This is a genomic window from Rhizobium herbae, from assembly GCF_017873135.1.
Taxonomy (GTDB): domain Bacteria; phylum Pseudomonadota; class Alphaproteobacteria; order Rhizobiales; family Rhizobiaceae; genus Pararhizobium; species Pararhizobium herbae.
Genome location: NZ_JAGGJV010000009.1, coordinates 231,168 through 256,565 on the forward strand (window position 1 = coordinate 231,168; position 25,398 = coordinate 256,565).

The 25,398-nt window shown below is 60.2% G+C and carries 24 protein-coding genes; 14 read left to right on the forward strand and 10 right to left on the reverse strand.

The annotated features are described in order from the left end of the window. Positions 1 to 28: 28 nt before the first annotated feature. Positions 29 to 1,171, reverse strand: a complete 1,143-nt coding sequence (locus J2Z75_RS23285; protein ID WP_209855220.1) for an NAD(P)/FAD-dependent oxidoreductase — start codon at positions 1,169 to 1,171, stop codon at positions 29 to 31. A 38-nt stretch (positions 1,172 to 1,209) separates the two neighbouring features. On the opposite strand from J2Z75_RS23285, the gene mnmD reads away from it, so the two are divergent. From mnmD to J2Z75_RS23300, 3 genes are all read left to right on the forward strand, one after another. Continuing rightward, positions 1,210 to 1,944, forward strand: a complete 735-nt coding sequence (gene mnmD / locus J2Z75_RS23290) for a tRNA (5-methylaminomethyl-2-thiouridine)(34)-methyltransferase MnmD (RefSeq protein WP_209855221.1) — start codon at positions 1,210 to 1,212, stop codon at positions 1,942 to 1,944. 114 nt (positions 1,945 to 2,058) lie between these two features. Beyond that, positions 2,059 to 3,645, forward strand: coding sequence for a trimethylamine methyltransferase family protein (locus J2Z75_RS23295; RefSeq protein WP_209855223.1), 1,587 nt, complete (start codon positions 2,059 to 2,061; stop codon positions 3,643 to 3,645). Positions 3,646 to 3,759: 114 nt separating this feature from the next. After that, positions 3,760 to 4,059, forward strand: a complete 300-nt coding sequence (locus tag J2Z75_RS23300; RefSeq protein ID WP_209855225.1) for a hypothetical protein — start codon at positions 3,760 to 3,762, stop codon at positions 4,057 to 4,059. A 62-nt stretch (positions 4,060 to 4,121) separates the two neighbouring features. On the opposite strand, the gene J2Z75_RS23305 is transcribed toward J2Z75_RS23300, so the two are convergent. After that, positions 4,122 to 4,568: a host attachment protein gene (locus tag J2Z75_RS23305; RefSeq protein ID WP_209855227.1), complete on the reverse strand. Its 447-nt coding sequence runs from the start codon at positions 4,566 to 4,568 to the stop codon at positions 4,122 to 4,124. A gap of 250 nt (positions 4,569 to 4,818) precedes the next feature. Here J2Z75_RS23305 and J2Z75_RS23310 point away from each other — a divergent pair, with 250 nt between their 5' ends. The 3 genes from J2Z75_RS23310 to J2Z75_RS23320 all read left to right on the forward strand — a co-directional run bounded on the left by J2Z75_RS23310 (position 4,819) and on the right by J2Z75_RS23320 (position 8,215). Then, on the forward strand, positions 4,819 to 5,919 hold the full coding sequence (locus J2Z75_RS23310) for a DNA alkylation repair protein (RefSeq protein WP_209855229.1): 1,101 nt from the start codon (positions 4,819 to 4,821) through the stop codon (positions 5,917 to 5,919). A gap of 300 nt (positions 5,920 to 6,219) precedes the next feature. Beyond that, a complete protein-coding gene (locus J2Z75_RS23315; protein WP_209855231.1) occupies positions 6,220 to 7,770 on the forward strand; it encodes a DEAD/DEAH box helicase in 1,551 nt (516 codons plus the stop codon). Between the two features lie 88 nt (positions 7,771 to 7,858). Beyond that, on the forward strand, positions 7,859 to 8,215 hold the full coding sequence (locus tag J2Z75_RS23320) for a hypothetical protein (RefSeq protein ID WP_234937517.1): 357 nt from the start codon (positions 7,859 to 7,861) through the stop codon (positions 8,213 to 8,215). A 55-nt stretch (positions 8,216 to 8,270) separates the two neighbouring features. On the opposite strand, the gene J2Z75_RS23325 is transcribed toward J2Z75_RS23320, so the two are convergent. Further along, positions 8,271 to 9,161, reverse strand: a complete 891-nt coding sequence (locus J2Z75_RS23325) for a DMT family transporter (protein WP_209855233.1) — start codon at positions 9,159 to 9,161, stop codon at positions 8,271 to 8,273. A gap of 371 nt (positions 9,162 to 9,532) precedes the next feature. Between J2Z75_RS23325 and J2Z75_RS23330 the strand changes: the two genes are divergently transcribed. The 5 genes from J2Z75_RS23330 (at position 9,533) to J2Z75_RS23350 (ending at position 13,447) form a co-directional block, all read left to right on the forward strand. Further along, positions 9,533 to 10,927, forward strand: a complete 1,395-nt coding sequence (locus tag J2Z75_RS23330; RefSeq protein WP_209855340.1) for a circularly permuted type 2 ATP-grasp protein — start codon at positions 9,533 to 9,535, stop codon at positions 10,925 to 10,927. 6 nt (positions 10,928 to 10,933) lie between these two features. Beyond that, positions 10,934 to 11,872, forward strand: a complete 939-nt coding sequence (locus tag J2Z75_RS23335; protein WP_209855235.1) for an alpha-E domain-containing protein — start codon at positions 10,934 to 10,936, stop codon at positions 11,870 to 11,872. A gap of 21 nt (positions 11,873 to 11,893) precedes the next feature. Beyond that, a complete protein-coding gene (locus J2Z75_RS23340) occupies positions 11,894 to 12,715 on the forward strand; it encodes a transglutaminase family protein (protein WP_209855237.1) in 822 nt (273 codons plus the stop codon). 79 nt (positions 12,716 to 12,794) lie between these two features. Next, complete coding sequence (locus J2Z75_RS23345) at positions 12,795 to 13,034, forward strand: type II toxin-antitoxin system Phd/YefM family antitoxin (protein ID WP_209855239.1); 240 nt, start codon at positions 12,795 to 12,797, stop codon at positions 13,032 to 13,034. Next, positions 13,031 to 13,447 carry a type II toxin-antitoxin system VapC family toxin gene (locus J2Z75_RS23350; protein WP_209855241.1) on the forward strand — a complete coding sequence of 139 codons (417 nt, stop codon included), beginning with the start codon at positions 13,031 to 13,033 and terminating at the stop codon, positions 13,445 to 13,447. Before J2Z75_RS23345 ends, J2Z75_RS23350 begins: the two co-directional genes overlap by 4 nt. 46 nt (positions 13,448 to 13,493) lie before the next feature. On the opposite strand, the gene araD is transcribed toward J2Z75_RS23350, so the two are convergent. The 6 genes from araD to chvE all read right to left on the reverse strand — a co-directional run bounded on the left by araD (position 13,494) and on the right by chvE (position 21,964). Further along, positions 13,494 to 15,233, reverse strand: a complete 1,740-nt coding sequence (araD, locus tag J2Z75_RS23355) for an L-arabinonate dehydratase (RefSeq protein ID WP_209855243.1) — start codon at positions 15,231 to 15,233, stop codon at positions 13,494 to 13,496. A gap of 64 nt (positions 15,234 to 15,297) precedes the next feature. Then, complete coding sequence (locus tag J2Z75_RS23360) at positions 15,298 to 16,731, reverse strand: aldehyde dehydrogenase family protein (RefSeq protein WP_209855245.1); 1,434 nt, start codon at positions 16,729 to 16,731, stop codon at positions 15,298 to 15,300. Positions 16,732 to 16,800: 69 nt separating this feature from the next. Further along, entirely contained in the window at positions 16,801 to 17,793 is a 993-nt protein-coding gene (araD1, locus tag J2Z75_RS23365; RefSeq protein ID WP_209855247.1) for an AraD1 family protein, read from the reverse strand. Positions 17,794 to 18,029: 236 nt separating this feature from the next. Beyond that, a complete protein-coding gene (mmsB, locus tag J2Z75_RS23370; RefSeq protein WP_209855249.1) occupies positions 18,030 to 19,238 on the reverse strand; it encodes a multiple monosaccharide ABC transporter permease in 1,209 nt (402 codons plus the stop codon). After that, entirely contained in the window at positions 19,238 to 20,773 is a 1,536-nt protein-coding gene (gene mmsA / locus J2Z75_RS23375; protein WP_209855251.1) for a multiple monosaccharide ABC transporter ATP-binding protein, read from the reverse strand. The genes mmsB and mmsA overlap by 1 nt, the downstream gene beginning before the upstream one ends. A 120-nt stretch (positions 20,774 to 20,893) precedes the next feature. Further along, on the reverse strand, positions 20,894 to 21,964 hold the full coding sequence (chvE, locus tag J2Z75_RS23380; protein WP_209855253.1) for a multiple monosaccharide ABC transporter substrate-binding protein: 1,071 nt from the start codon (positions 21,962 to 21,964) through the stop codon (positions 20,894 to 20,896). Positions 21,965 to 22,261: 297 nt separating this feature from the next. On the opposite strand from chvE, the gene J2Z75_RS23385 reads away from it, so the two are divergent. Beyond that, entirely contained in the window at positions 22,262 to 23,239 is a 978-nt protein-coding gene (locus tag J2Z75_RS23385) for a LysR family transcriptional regulator (RefSeq protein WP_209855254.1), read from the forward strand. A gap of 63 nt (positions 23,240 to 23,302) precedes the next feature. After that, positions 23,303 to 23,761 (forward strand): hypothetical protein, encoded by a 459-nt coding sequence (locus J2Z75_RS23390; RefSeq protein WP_234937518.1) that lies wholly within the window; start codon positions 23,303 to 23,305, stop codon positions 23,759 to 23,761. 5 nt (positions 23,762 to 23,766) lie between these two features. On the opposite strand, the gene J2Z75_RS23395 is transcribed toward J2Z75_RS23390, so the two are convergent. Next, positions 23,767 to 23,997, reverse strand: coding sequence for a hypothetical protein (locus J2Z75_RS23395; RefSeq protein ID WP_209855256.1), 231 nt, complete (start codon positions 23,995 to 23,997; stop codon positions 23,767 to 23,769). Positions 23,998 to 24,386: 389 nt separating this feature from the next. Here J2Z75_RS23395 and iolG point away from each other — a divergent pair, with 389 nt between their 5' ends. Further along, positions 24,387 to 25,382, forward strand: coding sequence for an inositol 2-dehydrogenase (iolG, locus tag J2Z75_RS23400; RefSeq protein ID WP_209855257.1), 996 nt, complete (start codon positions 24,387 to 24,389; stop codon positions 25,380 to 25,382). Positions 25,383 to 25,398: the final 16 nt, after the last annotated feature.

Consider the following 25,398-nt stretch of genomic DNA (forward strand, 5'->3'; position numbering starts at 1 on the left):
GCGGGGCTCTTTCGCGTTTCAGGAAGGTTCAGCAAGCGCCCAGCAGCGAAAAATGCGTCCGGCAGCGGAAGCTGTCGGGCAGCGTTTCGTCCACCTGCCCCGCCATTTCACCGATCACGCTTGCCGCGAGGCGATGCGCCAGGCCGAAACTGATCTTGAACCCCCCGGTCAGGGCATAGAGCCGCTCATGATCGGGATGGCGCCCGACCATCGGGTCGCGACCGATCGCCTTTGGCCGCAACCCTGCCCAGCGTTCGACAACCGGCGCATCACGCAACAACGGAACCACAGCCCTTGCCCGCAGCAACAAGTCTTCCAGCAAGTCGTCGTTCGACAATGGTTCAGCGAAACTGTTTTCGCTGGTGCTTCCGACCGCGACAAGCCCGTTGTCGTGCGGCACCACATAGAGCCCATCCATGAAAATCACCGGCAGGGCAGAATCGATATCCGCTTTCAGCACGGCCGCCTGCCCCTTGACAGCGGCACCGCTGGAGACCGGGACCGGCAAACGTTCAAGCGCGTCCAGATGCGGGAAGGACTGCACGCCGGCAGCAAGAATGCAGTGTCCGAAAGAAAGCGAATGCCCGCCGGCAAACGTCGCCTTTCCGGCGACCGGATCGAGACCGACAAGTTCCCGTCCCTCTTCGATCCGCACATGACGGGATTGCCGCAGACATCTGGTCAGCAACGCTAGCAGCAGGCGCGGATCGACCCGTGCAGCGAGCGTATCGAACACCACGCCGCTCGCCATGGCCTCGCTCTCCGGCCAGCCGGCTGCCGCTGGGCTATCCTGAACATGCCAGAAAAACCGTTTGTCGTCCCGACGCCAGTTGGTCAATGCATCCTTCTCATGACGAAGCGCGATGGTCCGCAAATGCGGCCTGGGCAACGGCATCAGCCGTCCGGAGCGGCGATAGCCGGCGGACATCCCTGCCTGCGCCTCGAGGCCGGCGATTTCCGCCTCCAGCGAGACCAATGCGTCGAACTGAAACTGCTTCTTGATGTCCCAGCGATCCGGCATATACGGCATCAGGGCGCCTAGCACGCCGCCGCTGGCACCGGCACCGATCCTGTCGCGTTCGACGAGAATCGTTTCCAGCCCAGCCCGCTCGGCCATGACGGCAGCCCAGAGCCCCATGATACCGCCGCCAACGATCAACAGATCCGCCATCGATTGACCTTCTCATGTACGGAGATTATCGGTTCGGCATGTCCACCGAAAACTCCGAAAGCGCTCCCGCGCCAGACCGGCAAACCCTCGAATGGCACGAGGGCGATATGCCTTATTCGCAGGAATTTGGCGACCATTTTTATTGCCGCGAGGACGGACGGCTCGAATGCGGCCACGTCTTTCTTGAGGGCAACAGCTTGCCGGAACGCTGGCGCAGGCCTGGCACCTTCAGGATCGGCGAACTCGGTTTCGGCACGGGTCTGAATTTCTGCGAAACATGGCGGCAATGGAAGGAGACGCGCGTCGAGGACGCAAGCCTCCATTTCATCTCGTTCGAGCGTTTTCCAATGAACGCCGGCGATATCGACCGGGCGCTGTCGCGCTGGCCGGAGATCGAGGCCGAACGGCTGGGCCTCTGCGCAGATTGGCCAAAGCAGCCAAGCGGTTGCATAGATCTCGATTTCGCCGGCGGCATGCGCCTTACCGTCATCTGCGGCACCGCCTTCGAGGAAGTCGCCCGATCCGATGGCCCGTTCGACGCCTGGTATCTCGACGGCTTTGCGCCCAAGCGCAATCCGGATATGTGGTCGGAAGAAATCATGCGGCTTGTATGCGACAAGACAGTCGAGACCGGTACATTCGCCACCTACGCCGCCGCCGGTTTCGTGCGGCGCAATCTCCAGGCAGCAGGCTTTTCGGTCGAACGCAGGCCCGGATTCGGCAATAAACGGGAAATGCTGCGCGGCGTGAAATCGACATTCGGCGTCGTTTAAAAACCAGCCCGCAAACTACCCTTCTCTCTCAAGGAATTTTGCTGTCGCAAATGGTGGCGCATATAGAGCCTCGAATCTGCAACATGACATTCTGTCCAAACCGATGGAAAAGTCATGAGCGAGAACGAATTTCCGCAATCGTCCCTGAGCGACGCTGACGCCCCGGTGGAACGCCGCCGTCGAACCGGTGGACGCGGCGCGGATCGCTCCCGCAAGGGTGGAGGAACATCGAAATATCTCAACCTCGTCAACACGATGACGAAATCCAGCGTGCTGTCTGAAGACGCGCTGGAGGCTATTCACGATGCCTCTCTGACCATCCTCGAAGAGATCGGCATGGATGTCATCCTGCCGGAAGCGCGCAACCGGATGAAGGCAGCAGGCGCCGACGTGACGCCCGGCACAGACCGTGTCCGCCTCGATCGCGGCCTGATCATGGACATGATCGCTTCCGTGCCGTCCGGTTTCACCATGCATGCCCGCAACCCGGTTCGTAATGTTGAGATCGGCGGCAACAATCTGGTTTTCGCGCAGATCGCCTCGGCACCCTTTGTGGCCGACCGCGAGGGCGGTCGCCGCGCCGGCAACCAGGAGGATTTCCGCAAGCTGGTGAAGCTCGCCCAATCCTACGACATCATCCACACGACCGGCGGCTATCCGGTCGAGCCGATCGACATCCACGCCTCGGTGCGCCATCTCGATTGCTTGTCGGACATGGTGAAGCTCACCGACAAGGTGTTCCACTGCTATTCGCTCGGCCAGCAGCGCAACATCGACGCGCTGGAAATTGCCCGCATCGGCCGCGGCATTTCGGCCGAACAGATGGAGCGCGAACCCTCGCTGTTCACCATCATCAATACCTCCTCGCCGCTACGCCTCGACGGCCCGATGCTGCAGGGCATCATCGAAATGTCGTCACGCAACCAGGTCGTCGTCGTCACGCCGTTCACGCTAGCGGGCGCAATGGCGCCGGTGACGATCGCGGGGGCTGTGGTGCAGCAGAACGCCGAGGCGCTGGCCGGCATCGCCTTTACCCAGATGGTGCGGCGCGGTTCGCCGGTCATGTATGGCGGCTTCACTTCGAACGTCGACATGAAGACCGGCGCACCCGCTTTCGGCACGCCGGAATACATGAAGGCCGTGATCGCCGGCGGACAGCTCGCACGCAGGTACAAGATCCCCTACCGCACCTCCAACACCAACGCCTCCAACACGCTCGATGCGCAGGCAGCCTACGAATCGGCGCTGTCGCTCTGGGCGCTGACGCAAGGGGGCGGCAACTTCATCATGCATTCGGCTGGCTGGAGCGAGGGGGGGCTGACCGCATCCTTCGAAAAATTCATCCTCGACGTCGACATGCTGCAGATGGTGGCCGAGTTTCTTACTCCTTTGGACGTCAGCGAGGATGCGCTCGGTCTCGATGCCGTTCGCGACGTCGGCCCCGGTGGACACTATTTCGGCACGGCCCATACCCTGGCTCGCTACGAGACAGCCTTCTATTCGCCGATCCTTTCGGACTGGCGCAATTTCGAAACATGGACGGAGGCCGGGCGGCCGACGACCTATGATCACGCCAACCGCGTCTTCAAGGAAAAGCTGAACGAATACGAGAAGCCGCCGCTCGATCCGGCCATTGAGGAGGAACTCGATGCCTTCGTCGCCCGCCGGAAGGCTGAAGGCGGCGTTCCCACTGATTTCTAACGGAAATTTAATGAAACTCTAAGGCAACAAAGCCACAATTCAGCGCATTTATATCCTTGTTCGAGCAAGACATGACCGGCAGGCGGCCATCGCTCGAACACAAGGAACAGGACCATGTTTTCGTTGAGAACAGCAATTACCACCGGCCTGGTCGCCCTGACACTTGCGGGCACCACGCTTGCCACCACCTCCGAAGCCAATGCCCACGATCGCTTCTGGCCTGGCTTGGCCACCGGCCTTGTCGGCGGAGCGATCGTCGGCGGAGCGTTGAGCCAACCACGCTACTATGCGCCTCCGGCCTATTACCGGCCGGCCTATCGCCCGTATGTCGTCGTCAACGAATATCCCCGTTGCCACACTGTCTGGCGTCAAAACGCCTGGGGCGACCAGTACAGGGCCCGCGTCTGCTCGTGAGTCTCTCGCCGTGGGATTAAATTGCAAGGGCAGGCAATGGTGCCTGCCCTTGACGTCCCTGATCAGTTCGACATTGCGGCACGGACCGACGAAATCAGCTTGTCGGTCGGAAGATTGCTATAGTCCTTGCTGATCTCCGTGGTGGTTTTCGCCCGCGTCGCGGTCGAAAGCATGGAGCGCAGATCTCCGAGCGTCTGTGGCGCTGCGCAAACGACCAATCGATCGAACGCGCCCTCCTGTTCATACCTATCTATTTTGCCGGCAACGTCCGCCGTGAACTTCTGCTGCTCCTCGCGGACCGGATCGCTTGAATATTCCATCGCCGAACGGCCGTGTCCTGCCGAGGAATGGCTGCGGCCCGGCTTGTCGGTCATGATGTCCTGGACGCGCTTGGTATCCAGTTGAAAAATCTCCTGCTCAGGGCTTTGGGGTCCATCTTTGAGAAAATTCACGCCCTTCAAAAGACGCGCCTGATTTCCGTCGGCGGCAAGAATCCATGTGGTTGTCATTGTTTACTCCTCAAGCAGTGCCCCAAAATCCATAAGTCGCGATACCGGCGGCACCAGGACCGAACGCTGGCCGCGCCTCGCCCGAAAACGGGACACGCGAAGGAATCAACGTGGCGGGAAAGAAGATGGTTCCTTGAAAAATGCCGGTTCGCAAAATCTGCCCGGCGAAATCCCGCTTCGGCAAACCATCCCCTACATTCCCGGCAAGACAGCGGCTATGGTCTGCCGGAATCACATATCGGACCACCACATGGCTGAACCGCTGAAGAACCTCCTGCATCCTGCACTCGTAAAAACGATGGCAAGCCAGATTGCGGCAAGCGACGATACGTTCGACACGGCGCGTTTTGTCGAGGTTGCCACGCGCGACATGCAGCAACTGGAATTGATGCAGCGCTCGCTGCAGATCCGCGACGCCCTTGGCGAGACCTTGCCGGGTGATTTCAGCAAGGCCGCGGCCATTCTCTCGGCAATTTTACCGAAGAACGGGCGTGCCGGAATGACCGGCTGGGCCCTTCTGCCGGTCAGCCAGTTCGTCGCACAAAAAGGTCTGGGCCACTTCGATCTATCGCTTGAGTTGCTGAAGCAACTGACGCCGCATTTCACCGCCGAATTCGGTATCCGGCCCTTCATTCACGCCGATCAGGACCGGGCGCTGGCAACGATCGGCCGATGGACGGCTGACGCGAACCACCATGTCCGCCGGCTGGCAAGCGAGGGAACCCGGCCACGCCTGCCCTGGGCCATGCGGCTGCCGGCGCTGATGCGCGACCCGCAGCCGATCCTGCCGATCCTCACGACCCTGTTGGACGATCCGGAGGACTATGTGCGCCGGTCCGTTGCCAACAGCCTGAACGATATCGCCAAGGATCATCCCGACCTCGTCGCCGAATTCGTCGGCAGGCACATCGGTGAAGCATCGCCCGAGCGCAGGCAATTGCTGCGACACGCCTCACGCACGCTCCTGAAGAAAGGGCATGCGGCAGCGCTCGCCAATTTCGGCTTCGCGCCGCTTTCGGGAATCGGCGCGGCACTGAGTATTCAGACAGAAAGCGTCGATTTCGGCGATTCGCTCGCCTTCACGCTCGCCATCGTCAATGACGGCATTGCACCGCAGCAGGTGATGGTCGACTATGCGATCCATCATCGCAAAGCCAATGGCAGTCTTGCGCCGAAGGTCTTCAAGTGGAAGAGCCTCATGCTCAAACCCGGTGAGACCGTCGAGATGGCACGACGGCATGCGATGCGGGCGATCACCACGAGGCAATATTATCCCGGAAGCCATCGTCTTGAGGTTCTCGTGAACGGCGAGGTACTGGCAGGCGCGGATTTCCAGCTTGTCATGCCCTGACACCCGTTCTCTTCGCATGTGCAAAAAACTATCACTTGACTTTTGACGGCAAAACAACGACATGAGGCCCAGCGTCACCTTCCGGCCGCCGCGTGAGCGAGCCCTGCGGGATCTAACCGATCCGTAACGAAGGATAAGCGCAACACAGAATGTCTTGCCAACCGTGGCAGGATGCAGCGCAGACAGCTTAATCAACCCACAAGTTCCCAAATCACGCGGGGTTCTTGACGCGAAGCGAAACCGGAACCGCATGGTGCAGTTCCGGCAAATCTCGTTTTGCGCCCCCGAAAAGGTACTACATTGACCACTTTCAAAGACCTTGGCCTCTCCGAGCACGTGCTTTCGACCCTGACCTCCCTTGGGTTCGATACGCCGACGCCGATCCAGGCCGAAGCCATTCCGCTCGTGATGGAAGGCCATGACCTCATTGGTCTCGCCCAGACCGGCACCGGCAAGACGGCCGCTTTCGGCCTGCCGATGATCGAAAAGATGCTGAAGGACGACAAGCGTCCCGATCCGCGTAACATCCGCGCCCTCGTTCTGGCGCCGACCCGCGAACTGGTGAACCAGATTGCCGCCAACCTGAAGGACTTCGTCAAGAAGACCCCCTTGAAGATCGGCCTCGTCGTCGGCGGCGCATCGATCAACAAGCAGTCCGAGCAGCTTGCCCGCGGCGTCGATATCCTTGTCGCCACCCCCGGCCGTCTTCTCGATCTTGTTGCCCGCCGCGCCGTGACGCTGACCCAGGCCCGCTATCTCGTGCTTGACGAAGCCGACCAGATGCTCGACCTCGGCTTCATCCACGACCTGCGCAAAATCTCCAAGCTGGTTCCGAAGAACCGCCAGACGCTGCTGTTTTCGGCCACCATGCCGAAGGCGATCGCCGATCTGTCCGCTGAATATCTGAGCAACCCGAAGCGCGTCGAAGTCACACCTCCGGGCAAGGCTGCCGACAAGGTCGAGCAGTATGTGCACTTCGTCCAGGGTGCCAGCCAGAAGACCGAACTGCTGAAGAAGTCGCTCACCGAGAACCCGCAGGGCCTCGCCCTTGTCTTCTCGCGCACCAAGCATGGCGCCGAAAAGCTGATGAAGCATCTCGAGCATGTCGGCTTCTCCGTCGCCTCGATCCACGGCAACAAGAGCCAGGGCCAGCGCGAGCGCGCCTTGAAGAACTTCCGTGACGGCCAGACCCGTATTCTCGTCGCCACCGACGTTGCCGCCCGCGGCATCGACGTTCCCGGCGTCACCCACGTCTACAACTACGACCTGCCGGAAGTCGCGGACGCCTATGTCCACCGCATCGGCCGCACGGCACGTGCCGGCCGCGACGGTATCGCGATTGCCTTCTGCGCTCCGGATGAAATCCGTCTGCTGCGCGACATCGAACGCCTGATGCACATCGACATCACCGTTGCCAGCGGCGAAGTCCCGGCCGACCGTGCCCGCCCGAAGGGTGGCCGTGGCGGCAATGGCGCCCGCAATGCAGCACGCCCAGCCGGCAATGGTCACGCCGAGCGTCGTCCGCGTCCGCAGGGCGGCAGCGACAACGTCCACCGCGCAGAGCGCGCAGCACCGAGCCCGTTTGCCGGTGACGATCTGCTGGCGGCCGGCGAACCGAGGAAGCAGCACCGCAAGGGCCAGGGCCCGGCAGCGCAGGCAGCCCACGAGCAGGCACTTGCCAAGCGCCCCGGCGGCAACCGCAACGGACGTCCCGGCCAGAAGCAGGGCGAATGGCGCAACCGCAACCATGGTGCTGGCAACGGCGGCCAGAACCGCGATGCAGCTGCCGGTGCCGGCGCACAGGGCCAGCGCAAGCGGGCCAACACCGCGCCCCGCCGCGACGAGGCATAAGCCTTTCGCATTCGGCACTTTTGAAGATTGAAAACGGCGGGGCAAAACCCCGCCGTTTTGATTCGAGGATCAACGCCCGGCAAGCTGCATGGGCGCCATTTCCTCGCCAGCCCCGATAAAATCTGCCTGGGGGATTGGCCGATTTCCGAAGTTGCGCGTTTATCATGGATACGAGCAAGCCAAGGAGACCATTGTGGCCAAGACTTTCGACCTATCCGACTTTTCCGAAGATGAACTGACCGCCCTGATCGATGAAGCGACGCGCCTGCGGCAGACACGGCGCAGCAGCCGCGATCGTGAACTCTCCCCGGCTGCAGACGGTTCGAAAGGGCAGGATGTGAGAGACCCGAACCATGGTGCCATCACCGCACCGACACCGCGCGAAGTCAAAGAGGAAGGGCCTGCACACGGCGTGCCGCACAAAGCCCGGGGCACGGGCGCCTAGTCGGACAGACATTTTGTTGTGACTTCCCCCGGGTACGTGGGAAACCTAGCCCCATTTACGCTGGGATCGGTGTTGCCTTACGGTTCGTCAGATAGACGCCGGCAACAGCAATCACCGTTCCGACGATCATCGGCAATGTCAGTGCCTCATCGAAGAACAGCCAGGCCTGCAGCGCCGCCAATGGTGGGACCAGATAGATCAGCGATGCTGCCTTGGAGACCTGCCCACGGCGGATCAAGTAGAGCAATAAGGCGATCGCTCCCATCGACAGGCCAAGCACCGCCCAGGCGAGGGCTGCGAACAGCTGTACGCTCCAGACCACCCGCATCTCCTCCAGGAAAAATGCCAGCGGCAAAGTGACGATCAGCGCGCCGACATATTGCAGCGTCGCGATCGAGCGGATGTCGCCGTCCTGCAGATACCGCTTCTGATGGATCGTGCCGTAGGTAACGGCCGCCATGCCCAGCACATTGATGACGACCGGGAAGATATGGATCGGCGTTGCGCCGGTATCGATCGTCAGCACTTTCGGCACGACCGCAAGCGCGATGCCGAGGAAGCCGAGCAAAAGCCCGAGCTTCTGCTGGCCCGAAAGGTTTTCGCCGATCAGGGCGGGCGCCACCGCCGCCGTCATCAGCGGCTGCAGCCCGGCGATAATGCCGGAGATCGCCGCCGGGACGCCCTGTCCGATCGCCCACCAGACGGCACCAAGATAAAGCCCGTGCAGGAACATCCCGGAAAACACCGCATGCCCGGCAGACCTCCAGGTTTTCGGCCAGGTAGCCCGGGTCGCAAGACAGAAGCCGATGAACAGCAACGTCGCGAGAAGATAGCGCATCACCAGGAATGTCAGCGGATCGGCATAGATGTCGGCATATTTCGCCATCACCCATCCCGTCGACCAGAGCAGAACGAAAATGGCCGGAGCCAGGCGGTCGAGGGTCATGCGGGCTTCCTGATGCGATGTCACGGTCGCCGATTGCGATAGAGCTCCCCATGCTGATGGTCAAAGCAAAATTCCTGATGTTTATGTTCAGGGATCGACAACCACGCCGCATTTCGTCAGCTTAAAAATCAGGCAATCGCACGATGCGGGATCCGCGACATATCCCATCGTTCCAACCGCTCTTCGCGCTTCGGAAGGCGATCTGGTGAAACATGCATCAAATGGCGGACCAAAAGGGGGGCTTGGCCTAAAAAAGCAGCGATATTGTGCGGAAATTTCTTTTGCCCCCAAACGAGCATGCTTCTTGCATTGCCCTTGCTGTTGTACTCAAATGGCAAAAAAAGGGGATCACACCGTTGGCATTTGACGAAATGATGAATGCGGACAATAGCCCGCGCCAGCCGTATACGACTTACAATGATTGGTACGCATCCCAGGACAAGGCCCGCCTGATTGCAAAATCGAAAGAGGCCGAGAACATCTTCCGCAAGACGGGCATCACCTTTGCGGTCTACGGGCACGCGGACAGCGCCGAAAAGCTCATCCCCTTCGACCTGATCCCGCGCATCATCTCCGGCCGTGAGTGGCGCAAGCTGGCACAGGGCATCGAGCAGCGGGTCATCGCCCTCAACGCCTTTCTCGACGACATCTATCACAAGCAGGAAATTATCAAGGCTGGCCGTGTTCCCCGCGAGCTGATCGAACGCAATGTCGCCTTCCTGCCGCAGATGATCGGCTTCCGCCCACCGGGCGGCGTCTATACCCACATCGTCGGCACCGATATCGTTCGCACCGGCGAAGACCAGTTCTACGTGCTGGAAGACAATGCCCGCACGCCGTCCGGTGTCAGCTACATGCTGGAAAACCGGGAAACGATGATGCAGATGTTCCCGGAACTCTTCCATCAGAACCGCGTGCGCCCGGTCGAGAACTATCCGTACCTGCTGCGCCACAGCCTGGCGTCGCTCGCCCCTCCCGGCTGCGAGGGCAAGCCGCGCGTCGCGGTACTCACCCCGGGCATCTACAATTCCGCCTATTACGAACACGCGTTCCTCGCCGACATGATGGGCGTCGAGCTTGTCGAAGGGTCGGACCTGCGCGTCATCGACGGCAAGGTGAAGATGCGCACCACCCGCGGCTACGAGGCGATCGACGTCCTCTACCGCCGCGTTGACGACGACTATCTCGACCCCCTCACCTTCAAGCCCGAATCGGCACTCGGCATTCCCGGCATCATGGACGTCTACCGCGCCGGCAACATCACCATCGCCAACGCGCCCGGCACCGGCATATGCGACGACAAGGCGATCTATTCCTACATGCCCGAGATCGTCGAGTTCTATACCGGCCGCAAGGCATTGCTCGAGAACGTGCCGACCTGGCGCTGTTCGGAGGCCGACAGCCTGAAATACGTGCTTGAAAACCTCGCCGATCTCGTCGTCAAGGAAGTGCATGGATCCGGCGGCTACGGCATGCTGGTCGGCCCGACCGCCTCCAAAAAGGAACGGGTCATGTTTGCCGAGAAACTCAAGGCCCGGCCGTCGAATTATATTGCGCAGCCGACACTTTCCCTTTCGACAGTGCCTATCCTCGTCAACAAGGGCATCGCGCCACGCCATGTGGACCTTCGCCCTTATGTCCTCGTCTCCGACAAGGTGCAGATCATTCCGGGTGGATTGACCCGTGTGGCTCTGAAGGCCGGCTCGCTGGTGGTCAATTCCAGCCAGGGCGGCGGCACCAAGGATACCTGGGTTCTGGAGGACTGATACGAAATGCTTGGAAGAACCGCAAACGGCCTGAACTGGATGTTCCGCTATATCGAGCGCGCCGAAAACAGCGCCCGGCTGATCGACGCCGGCCTGCGCATGTCGCTGACACGCTCGGAAGCAACAGAAGACGATTGGGATGGAGTGCTGCAAAGCTCCGGCGTCCGCGACATCTACGACGATCTCTATGAAAACCTGACGACCGCCGACGCGATCGACTTTCTGCTGCGAGACAAGTCCAATCCCTCCAGCGTCATGTCGTGCATCGATTCGGGCCGCAACAATGCCCGCATGGTGCGCACCGCGCTGACTAGGGAAACCTGGGAAGCCACCAACGAATGCTGGCTGGATCTCAAGACCATGCTGGCACGGCGTGTCAAGCCGGCGGACCTGCCGGAAGCGATCGACGCGATCAAGCGCAAGACTGCCCTGATCCGCGGTGCCTTTCATGGCACCATGCTGCGCAACGAGATTTTCAACTTCTCGCGCATCGGCACGTTTATCGAGCGGGCGGACAATACCGCGCGTATTCTCGACGTGAAATACTACGTTCTGCTGCCGGCAGTCAGCCAGGTCGGCTCCTCGATCGACAACGTCCAGTGGGAATCGATCCTGCGCTCGGTCTCGGCGCACCGCTCCTATGGCTGGGTCTACGAGGCGGAATACAAGCCGTCCAACATCGCCGACTTCCTGATCCTCAACGGCCGCATGCCGCGCTCGCTTGCCTATTGCTACGAAAAGATCGTCAGCAATCTCGGCTATCTCGCGCGGGAATACGGCGAGACCCACGCGGCGCACGCAACGGCGGAAGAGACGCTGTCGTCGCTGCGCAGCCACTCGATCAAGGATGTCATGGACCAGGGCCTGCACGAATACATCGAGAACTTCATCAGCCACAATAACCGTCTGGGACAGGAAATCTCCGACGGTTACCGGTTCAACTGAGATTCGGATGGGAGCGAGTACATGCGTCTGAAGATCAGCCACACCACCGAATACACCTATGCCGAACCGGTGCAATATTCACTGCAGCGCCTGCGGCTGACACCGCTGACGCAGACCGGCCAGACCGTCATCAGCTGGGAAACCTCCGTCGAGGGCGCCAAGATGGAGGTCGGCTATGACGACCATTTCGGCAACCGCGTCAATCTCGTCAGCGTCAACGGCGACCAGACCTCCATCCGCATCGTTGCATCGGGCGAGGTGGAAACCGAAGACAAGGCGGGCGTCTATGGCGTTCACCAGGCCTATGCGCCGCTCTGGCTCTACCTGCGCGAAACGCCGCTGACGAAGATGGCCAAGCCGATCCGCAATCTCGCCAAGGCGATGGCCGGCGATACCGACCTTGCCAGGATGCATGCCCTGATGGGCACGATCGCGGAGACGGTCGAATACAGGCAGGGCGAGACCGGAACGGAAACGACGGCCGAGCAGGCCCTGCTGCAAAAGAGCGGCGTCTGCCAGGATCATGCACATATCATGATCGCCGCCGCGCGCACGCTTGGCCTGCCGGCCCGCTATATCTCCGGCTACCTGATGATGGAAGACCAGCCGGAGCAGACCGCCAGCCATGCCTGGGCGGAAGTGCACCTCAACGGCCTTGGCTGGGTCGGCTTCGACGCCGCCAACAAGATGTGCCCGGACGAGCGCTATGTCCGCATCGCCTGTGGTCTCGACTATCGCGACGCAGCGCCGATTTCCGGCCTGATCCATGGATCGTCGAGCGAAGCGCTTAAGGTTTTGGTGACTGTCGAGCAGCAGGGACAGAGCCAGACGCAGAGTCAGTAGCCGTTCAATCACGTCAACACTGATATTTACTCAGCTCCAATTCTGGTTTAAAGTTTAAACCAGAATTGGAGCTATCTCTATGTCGAAAATCGGTGCATTCGAAGCGAAAACACATTTTTCGTCCTTGTTGGACCGCGTTGCAAATGGTGAAGAAATCACGATCACCAAACATGGAAAAGCAATTGCTCGGCTCGTAAGCGCAGAATCCATTGAAGCATCGGCGCCTGAAAGTGCTTTCCAGAAGTTGAAAGAACTGCGCCGGACCAATACGTTGGGCGGCATTTCATGGAAAGAACTGCGCGATGAAGGTCGGAAATGACAATTGTCATTGATGCTTCGATTGCGCTTGCATGGTGCTTCGAAGATGAGGCTTCCGATCAAACCGATGCCGTTGCACAGGACGTGATCGCAAGCGGCGGCCTGGTTCCGTCGCTGTTCCATCTGGAACTTGCAAACGTATTGCTCCATGCCGAACGGCGCGGACGCATCTCGGCCTCCGAAATTGCACAAAGGCTCGACCTGATTACCCAGATGCCAATCGAGACCGACCCGCAAACTGCAGGTAGAGCCTGGAGCGAAACGTTATCTCTTGCGAGAGCGCATAAATTGACGAGCTATGATGCGGCTTATCTGGAACTTGCAGCACGCAGGGGCGCAGCATTGGCGACAAAGGATAAAGCCCTGGCGGCAGCCGCTAAACAGTTGGGAGTAACCCTGACGATGCAGCGATAGAAAAAATGGCCGGAGAACCGGCCATTTTCTGAGCAAACTGAACAGATCAGTGACTGTCTTTACCAACCGCGCTACCGCGACATCCCTTGAGGAAGTCGAGGTCGGCGCCGGTATCGGCTCCCTGGACATGCTGCTGATGCAGCCAGGCATAGCCGGAGGTCGGCAGATCGTGGTGCGGCTGCCATGCAGCGAGACGCTGCGCCAGCTCTTCGTCGGAAATATCGAGGTGCAGACGGCGGTTCGGCACGTCGAGCTCGATAAAGTCACCATTCTTGACCACGGCGAGCGGGCCGCCGACGGCGGCTTCCGGTGACGTATGCAGCACGACGGTACCGTAGGCCGTGCCGGACATGCGGGCATCGGAGATGCGCACCATATCGGTGATGCCCTTCTTGAGTACCTTGGGCGGCAGGCCCATGTTGCCGACCTCGGCCATACCCGGATAGCCCTTCGGCCCACAGTTCTTCATGACCATGATGCAGGTCTCGTCGATGTCGAGATTGTCGTCGTTGATCTTCGCCTTGTAGTCGTCGATGTCCTCGAACACGACCGCCCGGCCCCGGTGCGTCAACAGATGCGGCGAAGCGGCGGACGGCTTCAGCACCGCGCCCTTCGGCGCGAGATTGCCGCGCAGCACGACGATGCCGCCAGACTGCGTCAAAGCCTTCTCGGCAGGCAGGATGACGTCCTCGTTCCAGTTGACGACGTCCTTGACCTCGTCCCACATGGTTTCGCCGGATACGGTGAGTGCATCCCTGTGCAGGAGGCCAGCCTCGCCGAGGCGCTTCAGCACCACCGGCAGGCCGCCGGCATAGAAGAACTCTTCCATCAGGTATTTGCCCGACGGCATCAGGTTGACGATGGTAGGCACGTCGCGGCCGCAGCGATCCCAGTCGTCCAGCGTCAGATCGATGCCGACGCGACCGGCCATGGCGAGCAGATGGATGACGGCATTGGTCGATCCGCCGATAGCGGCATTGGTGCGGATGGCGTTTTCGAAGGCCTGCTTCGTCATGATGTCGGAAGGCTTCAGATCGTCCTTGACCATCTGAACGATGCGCCGGCCAGTGAGCTGCGCCATGACCTTGCGGCGGGAATCGACCCCCGGGATCGCAGCATTGCCTGACAGAGCCATGCCGAGCGCCTCGGCCATGGAAGCCATGGTGGAGGCGGTACCCATGGTGTTGCAGGTGCCCGACGAACGGCTCATCGAGGCTTCCGCCTCAAGGAATTCGTCCTGCGTCATCTCGCCGGCCTTCACCATCTCGGAAAACTTCCACAGATGCGTGCCCGAGCCAACACGTTCACCGCGGAAATAGCCGTTCAGCATCGGGCCGCCGGTCACGACGATCGAGGGCAGATCGACAGAGGCGGCGCCCATGATCAGCGACGGCGTGGTCTTGTCGCAGCCGACCAGAAGCACACAGCCGTCCATCGGTTGGCCACGGATCGCTTCCTCGACCGCGAGTGCGGCAAGGTTGCGGTACATCATCGCCGTCGGACGGAAGGTGTTTTCGGACGCCGAGAACACCGGCACCTCCATCGGGAAGCCGCCGGCTTCCCATATGCCCGCCTTCACCTTCTCGGCGAGTTCGCGCAGATGACCGTTGCACGGTGTCATATCCGACCAGGTGTTGAGTATCCCGATCACCGGACGCCCGTCGAACAGATCGTGCGGATACCCCTGGTTCTTCATCCAGCCGCGGTGATAGATGACGTCACGGCTCGTGCCGCCGTACCATTCCTGCGACCTCAGCCTACGCGGCCATTCCGCTTTCTTAAACATCGTTATCGTCCTTTGAAGCCCCGGAGACCGGACCGACCTTTTGGCCGATCCGCCGGAAAAGTCCTTATGCCAGCGTGTAGGCCGTCTTCACCACGGTGAAGAATTCGGCCGCATACTTGCCCTGCTCGCGCGAACCGAACGAGGAGGCCTTGCGGCCACCGAACGGAACGTGGAAATCGACACCGGCGGTCGGCAGGTTGACCATCACCATGCCGGCTTCCGAATTGCGCTTGAAGTGGGTCGCATGCTTGAGGCTCGTCGTTGCGATACCGGCCGACAGGCCAAACGGCGTGTCGTTGGCGGTTGCAAGTGCTTCCTCATAATCCTTGACCCGAATGACGGATGCGACCGGGCCGAAGATTTCCTCGCGGCTGATGCGCATCTGGTTGGTGGCTTCGGTAAACAGCGTCGGCTGAAGGTAGAAGCCCGGATTGTCGCGCTGGATCGTCTCGCCGCCGAAGGCGAGCTTGGCGCCCTCCTGTTTGCCGATGGCGATGTAGTCGGTGTCGGTGGCGAGCTGGCGTTCATCGACCACCGGGCCGATATGGGTGCCGGCCTTCAGCGCGTCGTCGACCACAAGCGTCTTCAGCTTTTCGGTCAGCGCGGCGACGAACTTGTCATGGATGCCTTCGGTGACGATCAGGCGGGACGACGCCGTGCAACGCTGGCCGGTCGAGAAAAAGCCGGAGTTTGCAGCCGATTCGACGGCAACGGTGAGATCGGCATCGTCAAGCACGACCATCGGGTTCTTGCCGCCCATTTCCAGCTGGAACTTGCGGTTATGCTCGATGGAAGCGCTCGCGACCCGCTTGCCGGTACCGGTCGAGCCGGTGAAGGTGATGCCGGCCAGATCCGGGCTGTCGAGCATGGCCTGGCCGACGACCGAGCCCTTGCCCATGACGAGGTTGAGCACGCCCTTCGGCAGACCGGCGCGGTGGAGAATATCCACAATCGCCCAGGAGCAGCCCGGAACAAGTTCGGCCGGCTTGAAAACAACGGTGTTGCCGTAGCAGAGCGCCGGGGCGATCTTCCAGGCAGGAATGGCGATCGGGAAGTTCCACGGCGTGATGATGCCGATGACGCCGATCGGCTCGCGGGTAATCTCGACGCCGATGTTCGGACGAACGGACGGCAGGACTTCGCCGGCCAGCCGCAGCGCTTCGCCTGCGAAGAAATCGAATATCTGCGCGGCGCGGATGGTTTCGCCGATCGCTTCCGGCAGCGTCTTGCCCTCTTCGCGGGCGAGCAGTTTTCCAAGCTCATCCTTGCGGGCCAGAATCTCGTCGGCGGTCTTTTTCAGGATCGCATGACGCTCAAGAATGCCCGAGCGCGACCATGCCGGAAACGCAGCCTTAGCGGCGGCAATCGCGGTCTTGGCATCATCGGCGCTGGCGGTGGCGTAGAGGCCGACAATTTCATTGGTGTTCGAGGGATTGATGTTTTCAACGCCGTTGCTGCCGACCCATTCGCCGGCAATCAGGTTGTGATGGAGTGTCATGGGCTAAAAGCCTCCTTGGTTTGCGCGGGCGCCGTGGGATCGGCACCCGCAATCAAATGCTTGAGCGGATCAGAGCTGGCCGATCACGATGTCGTCTTCGCCGGCAATCGCCAGCGTATTGCGCAGCGGCAGGCCGAATTCGGGTGCCTCGATTTCGAAGATGTCGCCGGCCTCCGTCTTGATGCCATCGCCGAACGACAGCGTCGCCGTTCCAAACATATGGACATGCACATCGCCCGGCGCCCGGAAAATTCCGTATTTAAAGTGGTGATATTCCAGATTGGCGAAAGTATGGGACATATTGGTTTCGCCCGACAGGAACGGCTTTTCCCAGAAAACGGCGCCGTCGCGGATAATCCGCGAGGTGCCGCGAATGTCGCTCGGGGCTTCACCAATCCGGATTTCCGGGCCGAAGCTTGCAGGCCGCAACTTCGAATGGGCGAGGTAGAGATAGTTGACGCGCTCGGTCACATGATCGGAGAATTCGTTGGCGACGGCAAAGCCGATGCGGAAAGCCGCGCCCTTGTCGGAGATCACGTAGATGCCAGCCATTTCCGGCTCTTCGCCGCCGTCCTGCGCGAACGACGGAGAGACGAGTTCGCCGCCGGGCGCCACCGTCTGCGAACCGTTGCCCTTGTAGAACCATTCCGGCTGTACGCCTTTTTCGCCCGGCTTCGGCTTGCCGCCTTCCAGGCCCATCTTGAACATCTTCATCGTGTCGGTAGCGCCCTCCTCCACCTTGGAGACGGCGGCGTGCATGGCGTCACGCGTCGAGGCGGAACCGAGATGCGTCAGCCCCGTACCGGTCAGGTGCAGATGAGCATCGTCCGGATGTGTGATCGGCGGCAGGAAGTTGCCTTTGGCGTGAACGTCCTGAAGATCGATTTCATCGCCAAGGCCGTGCGCCTCGACGACAGCCTTCAGGGACTTGCCCGAGTTGGCAGCTTCCATCGCCAATGCGTAGACGCTTGCAGCATTCTTTACCGCGCGGGCGGTTTGCCCCAATTCGCGAACGGCGACTGTGATCGAGCCGTCATTGTTCTTCACCTGGGAAATCAGCACAGCTTTGTCCTTTTCTAAATCCGGGCTGTCTTCTCGGCGTCAAGCGGCTGGCTTTCGGCAACAACAACCCGTTGGGAGACATGGCACACGCTCCCGTTCATGGCGGCAAAGCCGCCGTTCTCGTCATGATGCGCGGGGCCGGAGCGTCATCGCTTGCGTTCGAGCGCGAGACGCGCTCCGGCACCGGATTTACGCCGACCGGCAAATGCCGGCGGCGCGGGATGGACCGGAACCGGTCAGCCCTTGTTCTTGTTGTAGACATCGAAGAACACGGCAGCGAGAAGCACGAGGCCTTTCACCAGTTGCTGGTAATCGATGCCGAGGCCCATGATCGACATGCCGTTGTTCATGACGCCCATGATGAAGGCGCCGATGACGGCGCCCGTGATCTTGCCGACGCCGCCGGATGCAGAAGCGCCACCGATGAAGCAGGCCGCGATGACGTCAAGCTCGAAACCGACGCCGGCCTTTGGCGTTGCCGAGTTGAGGCGCGCCGCGATGATCATGCCGGCGAGCGCCGCGAGAACGCCCATGTTGACGAACGTGTAGAATGTCAGGCGTTCGGTGTTGATGCCGGACAGCTTGGCAGCCTTCTCGTTGCCGCCCATGGCATAGACGCGGCGACCGATGGTCGAGCGCGTGGTGATGAACGTGTACAGCGCGATCAGCACGGCCATCACGACCAGGACGTTGGGCAGTCCGCGATAGGTCGAAAGCTGGAAGCCGAGGAAGATGGCGACGACGGCGATGATGCCCATCTGGAGCGCGAAGAAGGCGAAAGGTTCGTTTTCCGTGCCGTGCTTCTCGTTGCTGGCACGATCCTTCAGGCCGGCATAGATCGCAAGCCCGACCAGGACCAGAACGGCGACCAACGCGAACAGGTTGGTGATAGTGCCCGGGAGAGGGTTTGCGAACCAGAGGATATCAGGCACGAACCCTGTCGAGAGAACCTGAAATTCCTTCGGGAACGGGCCGATCGGGCGGTTCTGCAGGACGACGTAGGTGACGCCGCGGAAAACAAGCATGCCGGCGAGCGTGACGATGAAGGCCGGGATCTTCTGATAGGCGATCCAATAGCCCTGTGCCGCGCCGATCACGCCGCCAAGGATGAGACACAAGGGAACGACCAGCGAATAATGAATGCCCATCTTGACGAGCATGATGGCCGAGAGGCCGCCCGTAAGGGCGACGATCGAACCGACGGACAGATCGATATGGCCGGCAACGATGATCAGCAGCATGCCCAGCGCCATGATGACGATGAACGAGTTCTGCAGGATCAGGTTGGTGATGTTGACGGGCTTGAACAGAACGCCGCCGGTCACGACCTGGAAAAACAGCATGATAACGACGAGGGCAACGAGAAGGCCGTATTCGCGGATGTTGTTCCTGAGATAGTCCCCGATGGACGGTGTAGTTTTCTGGGTGCTGGTTTCGGTGACCATTAATGTTTCTCCCCCGAGCGCATGATAGCCCGCATGATGGATTCCTGGCTCGCTTCCGCTTTCGAAAGCTCGGCGACGATGCGTCCTTCGTTCATGACGTAGATGCGGTCGCAGGTTCCGAGCAGTTCGGGCATTTCCGATGAAATCATCAGGATGCCCTTACCTTCGGCGGCAAGCTGGTTGATGATGGAATAGATTTCGTATTTCGCGCCGACATCGATGCCGCGCGTCGGCTCATCGAGGATCAGGACCTCGGGATTGGTGAACAGCCACTTGGACAGCACGACCTTCTGCTGGTTGCCGCCCGACAGGTTGACCGCTTCCTGGTAGATCGAATGGGAACGGATGCGCAGCTTCGAACGGTAATCGGTCGCCACGGTCCTTTCCTTGTGGTTGTCTATGACACCCGCCGAGGAAACGGCTTCAAGATTCGACAAGGTGGTGTTGTGCATGATGTTGTTGTTCAGCACGAGGCCGAGATGCTTGCGGTCTTCCGTGACATAGGCAAGACCGGCATCGATAGCCCGTGGAATGGTGCTGACATCGACCGGCTTGCCGTGCATAGAGACCTCGCCGGTAATCTTGTGACCCCAGGATTTGCCGAAGATGCTCATGGCTGTTTCGGTGCGCCCGGCGCCCATCAAGCCTGCAATGCCGACGACTTCGCCGGCCCGAACGTTGAAATTGATATCGTGCAGAAACTGCCGGTCGCGGTGATGCTGATGGAAGACATTCCAGTTCTTCACCTCGAGCAGCATGCCGCCGATCTTTGGTTCACGCGGCGGATAGCGATCTTCCATGTCGCGGCCGACCATGCCCTTGATGATACGGTCTTCGCTGATGTCCTCATTGTGACAGTCGAGCGTTTCCACGGTGCCGCCATCGCGGATGATGGTGATCTTGTCCGCGACTTTCTTGATCTCGTTCAACTTGTGCGAAATGATGATCGAGGTCATGCCCTGCTTGCGGAATTCCATGAGCAGCTTCAAGAGCGCGTCGGAATCCGTTTCGTTGAGCGAGGCGGTCGGCTCGTCGAGGATCAGCAGCCGGACCTTCTTCGACAGCGCCTTGGCGATTTCCACCAGCTGCTGCTTGCCGATGCCGATATCAGTGATGCGGGCGGTCGGCGGTTCGTTAAGCCCCACCTTGTCCAGCAGTTCCTTCGTCCGCGCGAAAGTCTGCTTCCAGTCGATGACGCCATTGGTGGCGAGTTCGTTGCCCAGAAAGATGTTTTCGGCGATCGACAGAAGCGGCACAAGCGCCAGCTCCTGGTGAATGATGATGATGCCCAGATGCTCGCTGTCGGAAATGGTCGAAAAATTGCGAACTTGGTTGTCGTAGTGAATTTCGCCGTCATAGCTTCCGGCGGGATAAACGCCGCTCAAAACCTTCATCAACGTTGACTTGCCCGCACCGTTTTCGCCGACAAGAGCGTGAATTTCACCTTCGCGGACCTTCAGATTGACGTTGTCCAGAGCCTTTACGCCCGGGAACGTCTTGGTGATGCCCCGCATTTCGAGAATGATATTGTCCATGGTCGGGTATTCCTGCGGCAGTCCGGGGATGATGAGGCAAAGACGAACCGTCTATACAATGCCCTCATCAAGATAAAAAGGTCCGCGACGAATCGCGGACCCGAGATGGAAGGGACAAGATCAATTGTTGATCTGGTCTTCCGTGTAGTAGCCGGCGCCCACGAGGATTTCCTTGGCGTTGGCCTTGTCGACGGCAAGCGGCTTCAGCAGAAACGACGGAACGACCTTGACGCCGTTGTCGTAGGTCTTCGTGTCGTTCACTTCCGGCTCTTTGCCGCTGAGGATGGAGTCCGTCATCTTGACGGCAACCTTGGCCAGTTCGCGGGTATCCTTGAAGATTGTCGAATACTGTTCGTCAGCCAGGATCGACTTGACCGACGGCAGTTCTGCGTCCTGACCGGTGACAACCGGGATCTTCAGGTCGCCCGAGCCATAACCGACACCCTTGAGAGCCGACAGGATACCGATGGACAGACCGTCATAGGGGGACAGAACACCATTGACCTGCGCATCGGTGTAGGTCGACGAGAGCAGGTTCTCCATGCGGGCCTGTGCAACGGCACCGTCCCAACGCAGCGTACCGACCTGTTCCATGCCCTGCTGGCCGGACTTGACGACGATATCACCGCTGTCGATGAGCGGCTGAAGAACCGACATTGCGCCGTCATAGAAGAAGAAGGCGTTGTTGTCGTCCGGCGAACCGCCGAAGAGTTCCACGTTCCAGGGCTTTACACCTGCGAACTTCGCCTTCAGGCCGTCCACGAGGCTGGTTGCCTGCAGAACACCGACCTGGAAGTTATCGAACGTTGCGTAGTAGTCGACATTGCCCGAATCGCGGATCAGGCGGTCGTAGGCGATGACCTTGACGCCGGCTTCGTGAGCCTTGGCAAGAATGTCGGACAGCGTTGTGCCGTCGATAGCGCCGATGACGAGAACCTTGGCACCCTTGGTGACCATGTTTTCGATCTGGGCGAGCTGGTTCGGAATGTCATCGTCAGCAAACTGCAGGTCCGGGGTATAACCGGCTTCCTTGAACAGCTTTTCCATGCTCTCGCCGTCGGAAATCCAGCGGGTCGAGGTCTTGGTCGGCATCGAGATGCCAACGGTGCCCTTGTCCTGGGCGATCGCCGGAACGACGAACGACGCCACGCTGAGCGCTGCGGCGGCGAGAAGCGAAGTAACTAATCTCATGTATCTCTCCCTGAGTGTTGATCCAGACAGGCGATCGGCCGGCCTCGATATGTGCAGCGCTTCGCGTAGCCGAGAGATCATAAAATCTCTTGGCGGAGGTTTAAGGGGTGAAAGAAAGCCCTCCCAGGCCTTACACGCTCCCGAGCACGCTGGCGCACATGGCCGCAAACTGGAATCAAACATCATAACTGTCAAATACAATATAGGTGTATCCTCATATCATTTACGGTATAGTATCACTCAACAGTGTGATTTTTCGCAGATGCGAACGCATTTTTCTCGGAAGGTGGGTAAAATATGGACGATTCCGTGCAACTCTCATCCGTGCCCGTGGATTATTCCGAGCGGGGTATTTTTCGATCCGGTCTTAAAATGAGCCATCTGCAACTGATTCTCGCTATCGAGGACCATGGCCAGATCAGCGCGGCGGCCGACGCGCTGAGCATATCGCAGCCTGCAGCCTCGCGCATGCTGGGCGAGGTGGAGGCCATCCTGAAGGCGCCGCTTTGCGCGCGCGTCGCGCGCGGTGTCGAATTGACGCAATATGGCAGGGCGCTTGCAAGGCGGGCCCGGACAGTGTTCCTGGAACTGCGGGAAACGACACGCGAAATCAATGAGCTGAAGACCGGCAGCGGCGGCTCCGTATCCTTGGGGTCCGTCACAGGACCGGCTCTCAATCTCGCCGTCCCCGCCATACGCCAGGTTTCGACTGCGTACCCCGGCATCGAGATCAGCATCCAGATCGAAAACAGCAATGTGCTGGTGCGCGAACTTCTCGCGGCCCGGCATGACTTCGTCATCGGCAGAATTCCCGATGACACGGATCCGCGGCAGTTCAACCTGATCGAGATCGGCGAGGAAGACGTCTGCCTGATCGTGCGGGAGGGACATCCTCTGCTCGACAAGGGTGTCGTCAGTTCCACCGATCTTCCAGGCTACGACTGGGTTTTCCAGCCATCCGGAACTCTGCTGCGCCGTGCCGTCGAAGACAGCTTCCTGTCGGCGGACACCCCGCTGCCCGCGACCATCATCAATACGTCGTCGACGATCCTCACCATTTCGATCGTCCGCAACACCAACGCCGTGGCGCCGGTTGCCCGCGACGTTGCCAACCTCATTGCCGGCAACGGCAGCCAGGCGGGTGAGATCCGGATCCTTCCCATCGATTTCAACGTCAAGATCCGTCCCTACAGCCTCATCACCGCGCGCGGCCGCGCCCTGCCGCCGAGTGCCAAGCTTCTCTACGATCTGATCCTCAAGCAAAGCACTGCCTGATCAGGTCCGCAAAACCTTGATATGCTCTGACTTCAATCGAAAATGGAGGCCGTGATGTTCGGAATGTCGGTATTCGAGTCGGTACTGGAGCGATTGAAAGCGGAAGAAGACGAAGAGGACGCCATCCGCGACGAGCAGACGGTCTCCGCCACCATACGCGGCCTCAATGCCGGCTTCGTCGGCAATCTTGCATCCGCTGATCCCACGGACAGCAGCGCCGTGCAGCGCGCCTATTTCGACATGGCGGGCGACGACATGCTGGCACCGCCGAAGCCCCTGCCCGCCCCCATCATGCCGGATCACCTGTTTCGCATTCGCCCGGAAGACATTGCCGCCGATCTGGCGCTGACCGATAGCGAGACGCTACAGACCCTGGCAGACAAACGCCGCATTTTCGCCTCAAGCAACCATCCGGACCGCCATCATCCGGATTTCCGTTCGAATGCGACCACGCGCATGAAAATTGCCAACATGCTGATCGACGAAGGGCAAAGGCGATTGCGAATCGCGCGCGTCGCCTGATCCGTTCAGACGGGATCGTCGGGCTTTGCATCTTCCACGACTGTTGTCTTCGGCTTGAAGAAGATGATCAGGACGCAGGCGGTATAGGCGGTAACCGCGAGAAAGATCATGCCCCACGTCGTCTCCAGGTTGACGTAAAACTCCACCGCCGTCCAAATCGCACAGACCGCGACGATCAGAAGCCGAATCCAGAGCGGCCGATAGAACGGGTGGTCCGGATCGATGAACTTCATCATGCAGAAACGTCCTCAAGATAGGCCGGACCGTCACGGTCGGGCGTCAGCGACCACAGCTTTATGTCCAAAAAGATGTTTACCGCAAGGGCAGCGAGGGTTTAACAACTTGACGGCAGCGCTTTAAATGGAATAAATATTCCGAAAATAACAAATATTTCTTTTTCATTCTGATTTGCGCCTGTGTCGCGGGAGATTTCCCATCCAGGCGTGCGCCGAATGAGACGGACCGGGAGAGAGACCACTGCGCCGGCTGCGGCATAGCAGACTGCCAGGCGCCCGAAATGACATCCAACGCATCAGCGCGCACCCAATTCCACAACGCCTGTCCGGAGTGAGCGTCATCACTCCGCCCTTCGCGGCAACCGCCGCTCGACAAAAAGAGATGTAACATGACTGTCAGATTTGGTCTTCTCGGCGCCGGCCGTATCGGCAAGGTTCACGCCAAGGCCGTCAGCGGCAATCCGGATGCGGTACTCGTCGCCGTGGCAGACGCGTTTCCTGCCGCAGCCGATGCGATTGCCAAGCAGTATGGCTGCGCCGTGCGCACGATCGAGGAAATCGAAAAGGCCGCCGACATCGACGCCGTCGTCATCTGCACCCCGACCGACACCCATGCCGACCTGATCGAGCGCTTTGCGCGCGCCGGCAAGGCGATCTTCTGCGAAAAGCCGATCGACCTCGATGTTGGCCGCGTCCGCGAATGCATGAAGGTGGTCGAAGAGACCAAGGGCAAGCTGATGGTCGGCTTCAACCGCCGCTTCGACCCGCATTTCATGGCCGTGCGCAAGGCGATCGACGACGGCAAGATCGGCACCGTCGAAATGGTGACGATCATCTCGCGCGATCCGGGCGCACCGCCCGTCGATTATATCAAGCGCTCCGGTGGCATCTTCCGCGACATGACCATCCATGATTTCGACATGGCCCGCTTCCTGCTCGGCGAAGAACCCGTCATCGTCACCGCGCATGCCGCGGTTCTCGTCGATCCGGAAATCGGCAAGGCCGGCGATTATGACAGCGTTTCGGTGATCCTCGAAACCGCCTCCGGCAAGCAGGCGATCATCTCGAACTCCCGCCGCGCCACCTATGGCTACGACCAGCGCATCGAAGTGCATGGCTCGAAGGGTGTCGTCTCGGCGGAAAACCAGCGTGCCGTGTCGATCGAAATCGCCAACGGCGACGGCTACACCCGCCCGCCGCTGCATGATTTCTTCATGACGCGCTACACCGAGGCCTATGCCAACGAAATCGCCGGCTTCATCTCCGCGATCGAAATGGGCACCAAGATCACGCCCTCCGGCGCCGATGGCCTCGCAGCTCTGGCGCTGGCCGATGCCGCCGTGAAGTCCGTGACGGAGAAGCGTCAGATCCGCATCGACGCTTGAATGAAGACGGCAGACG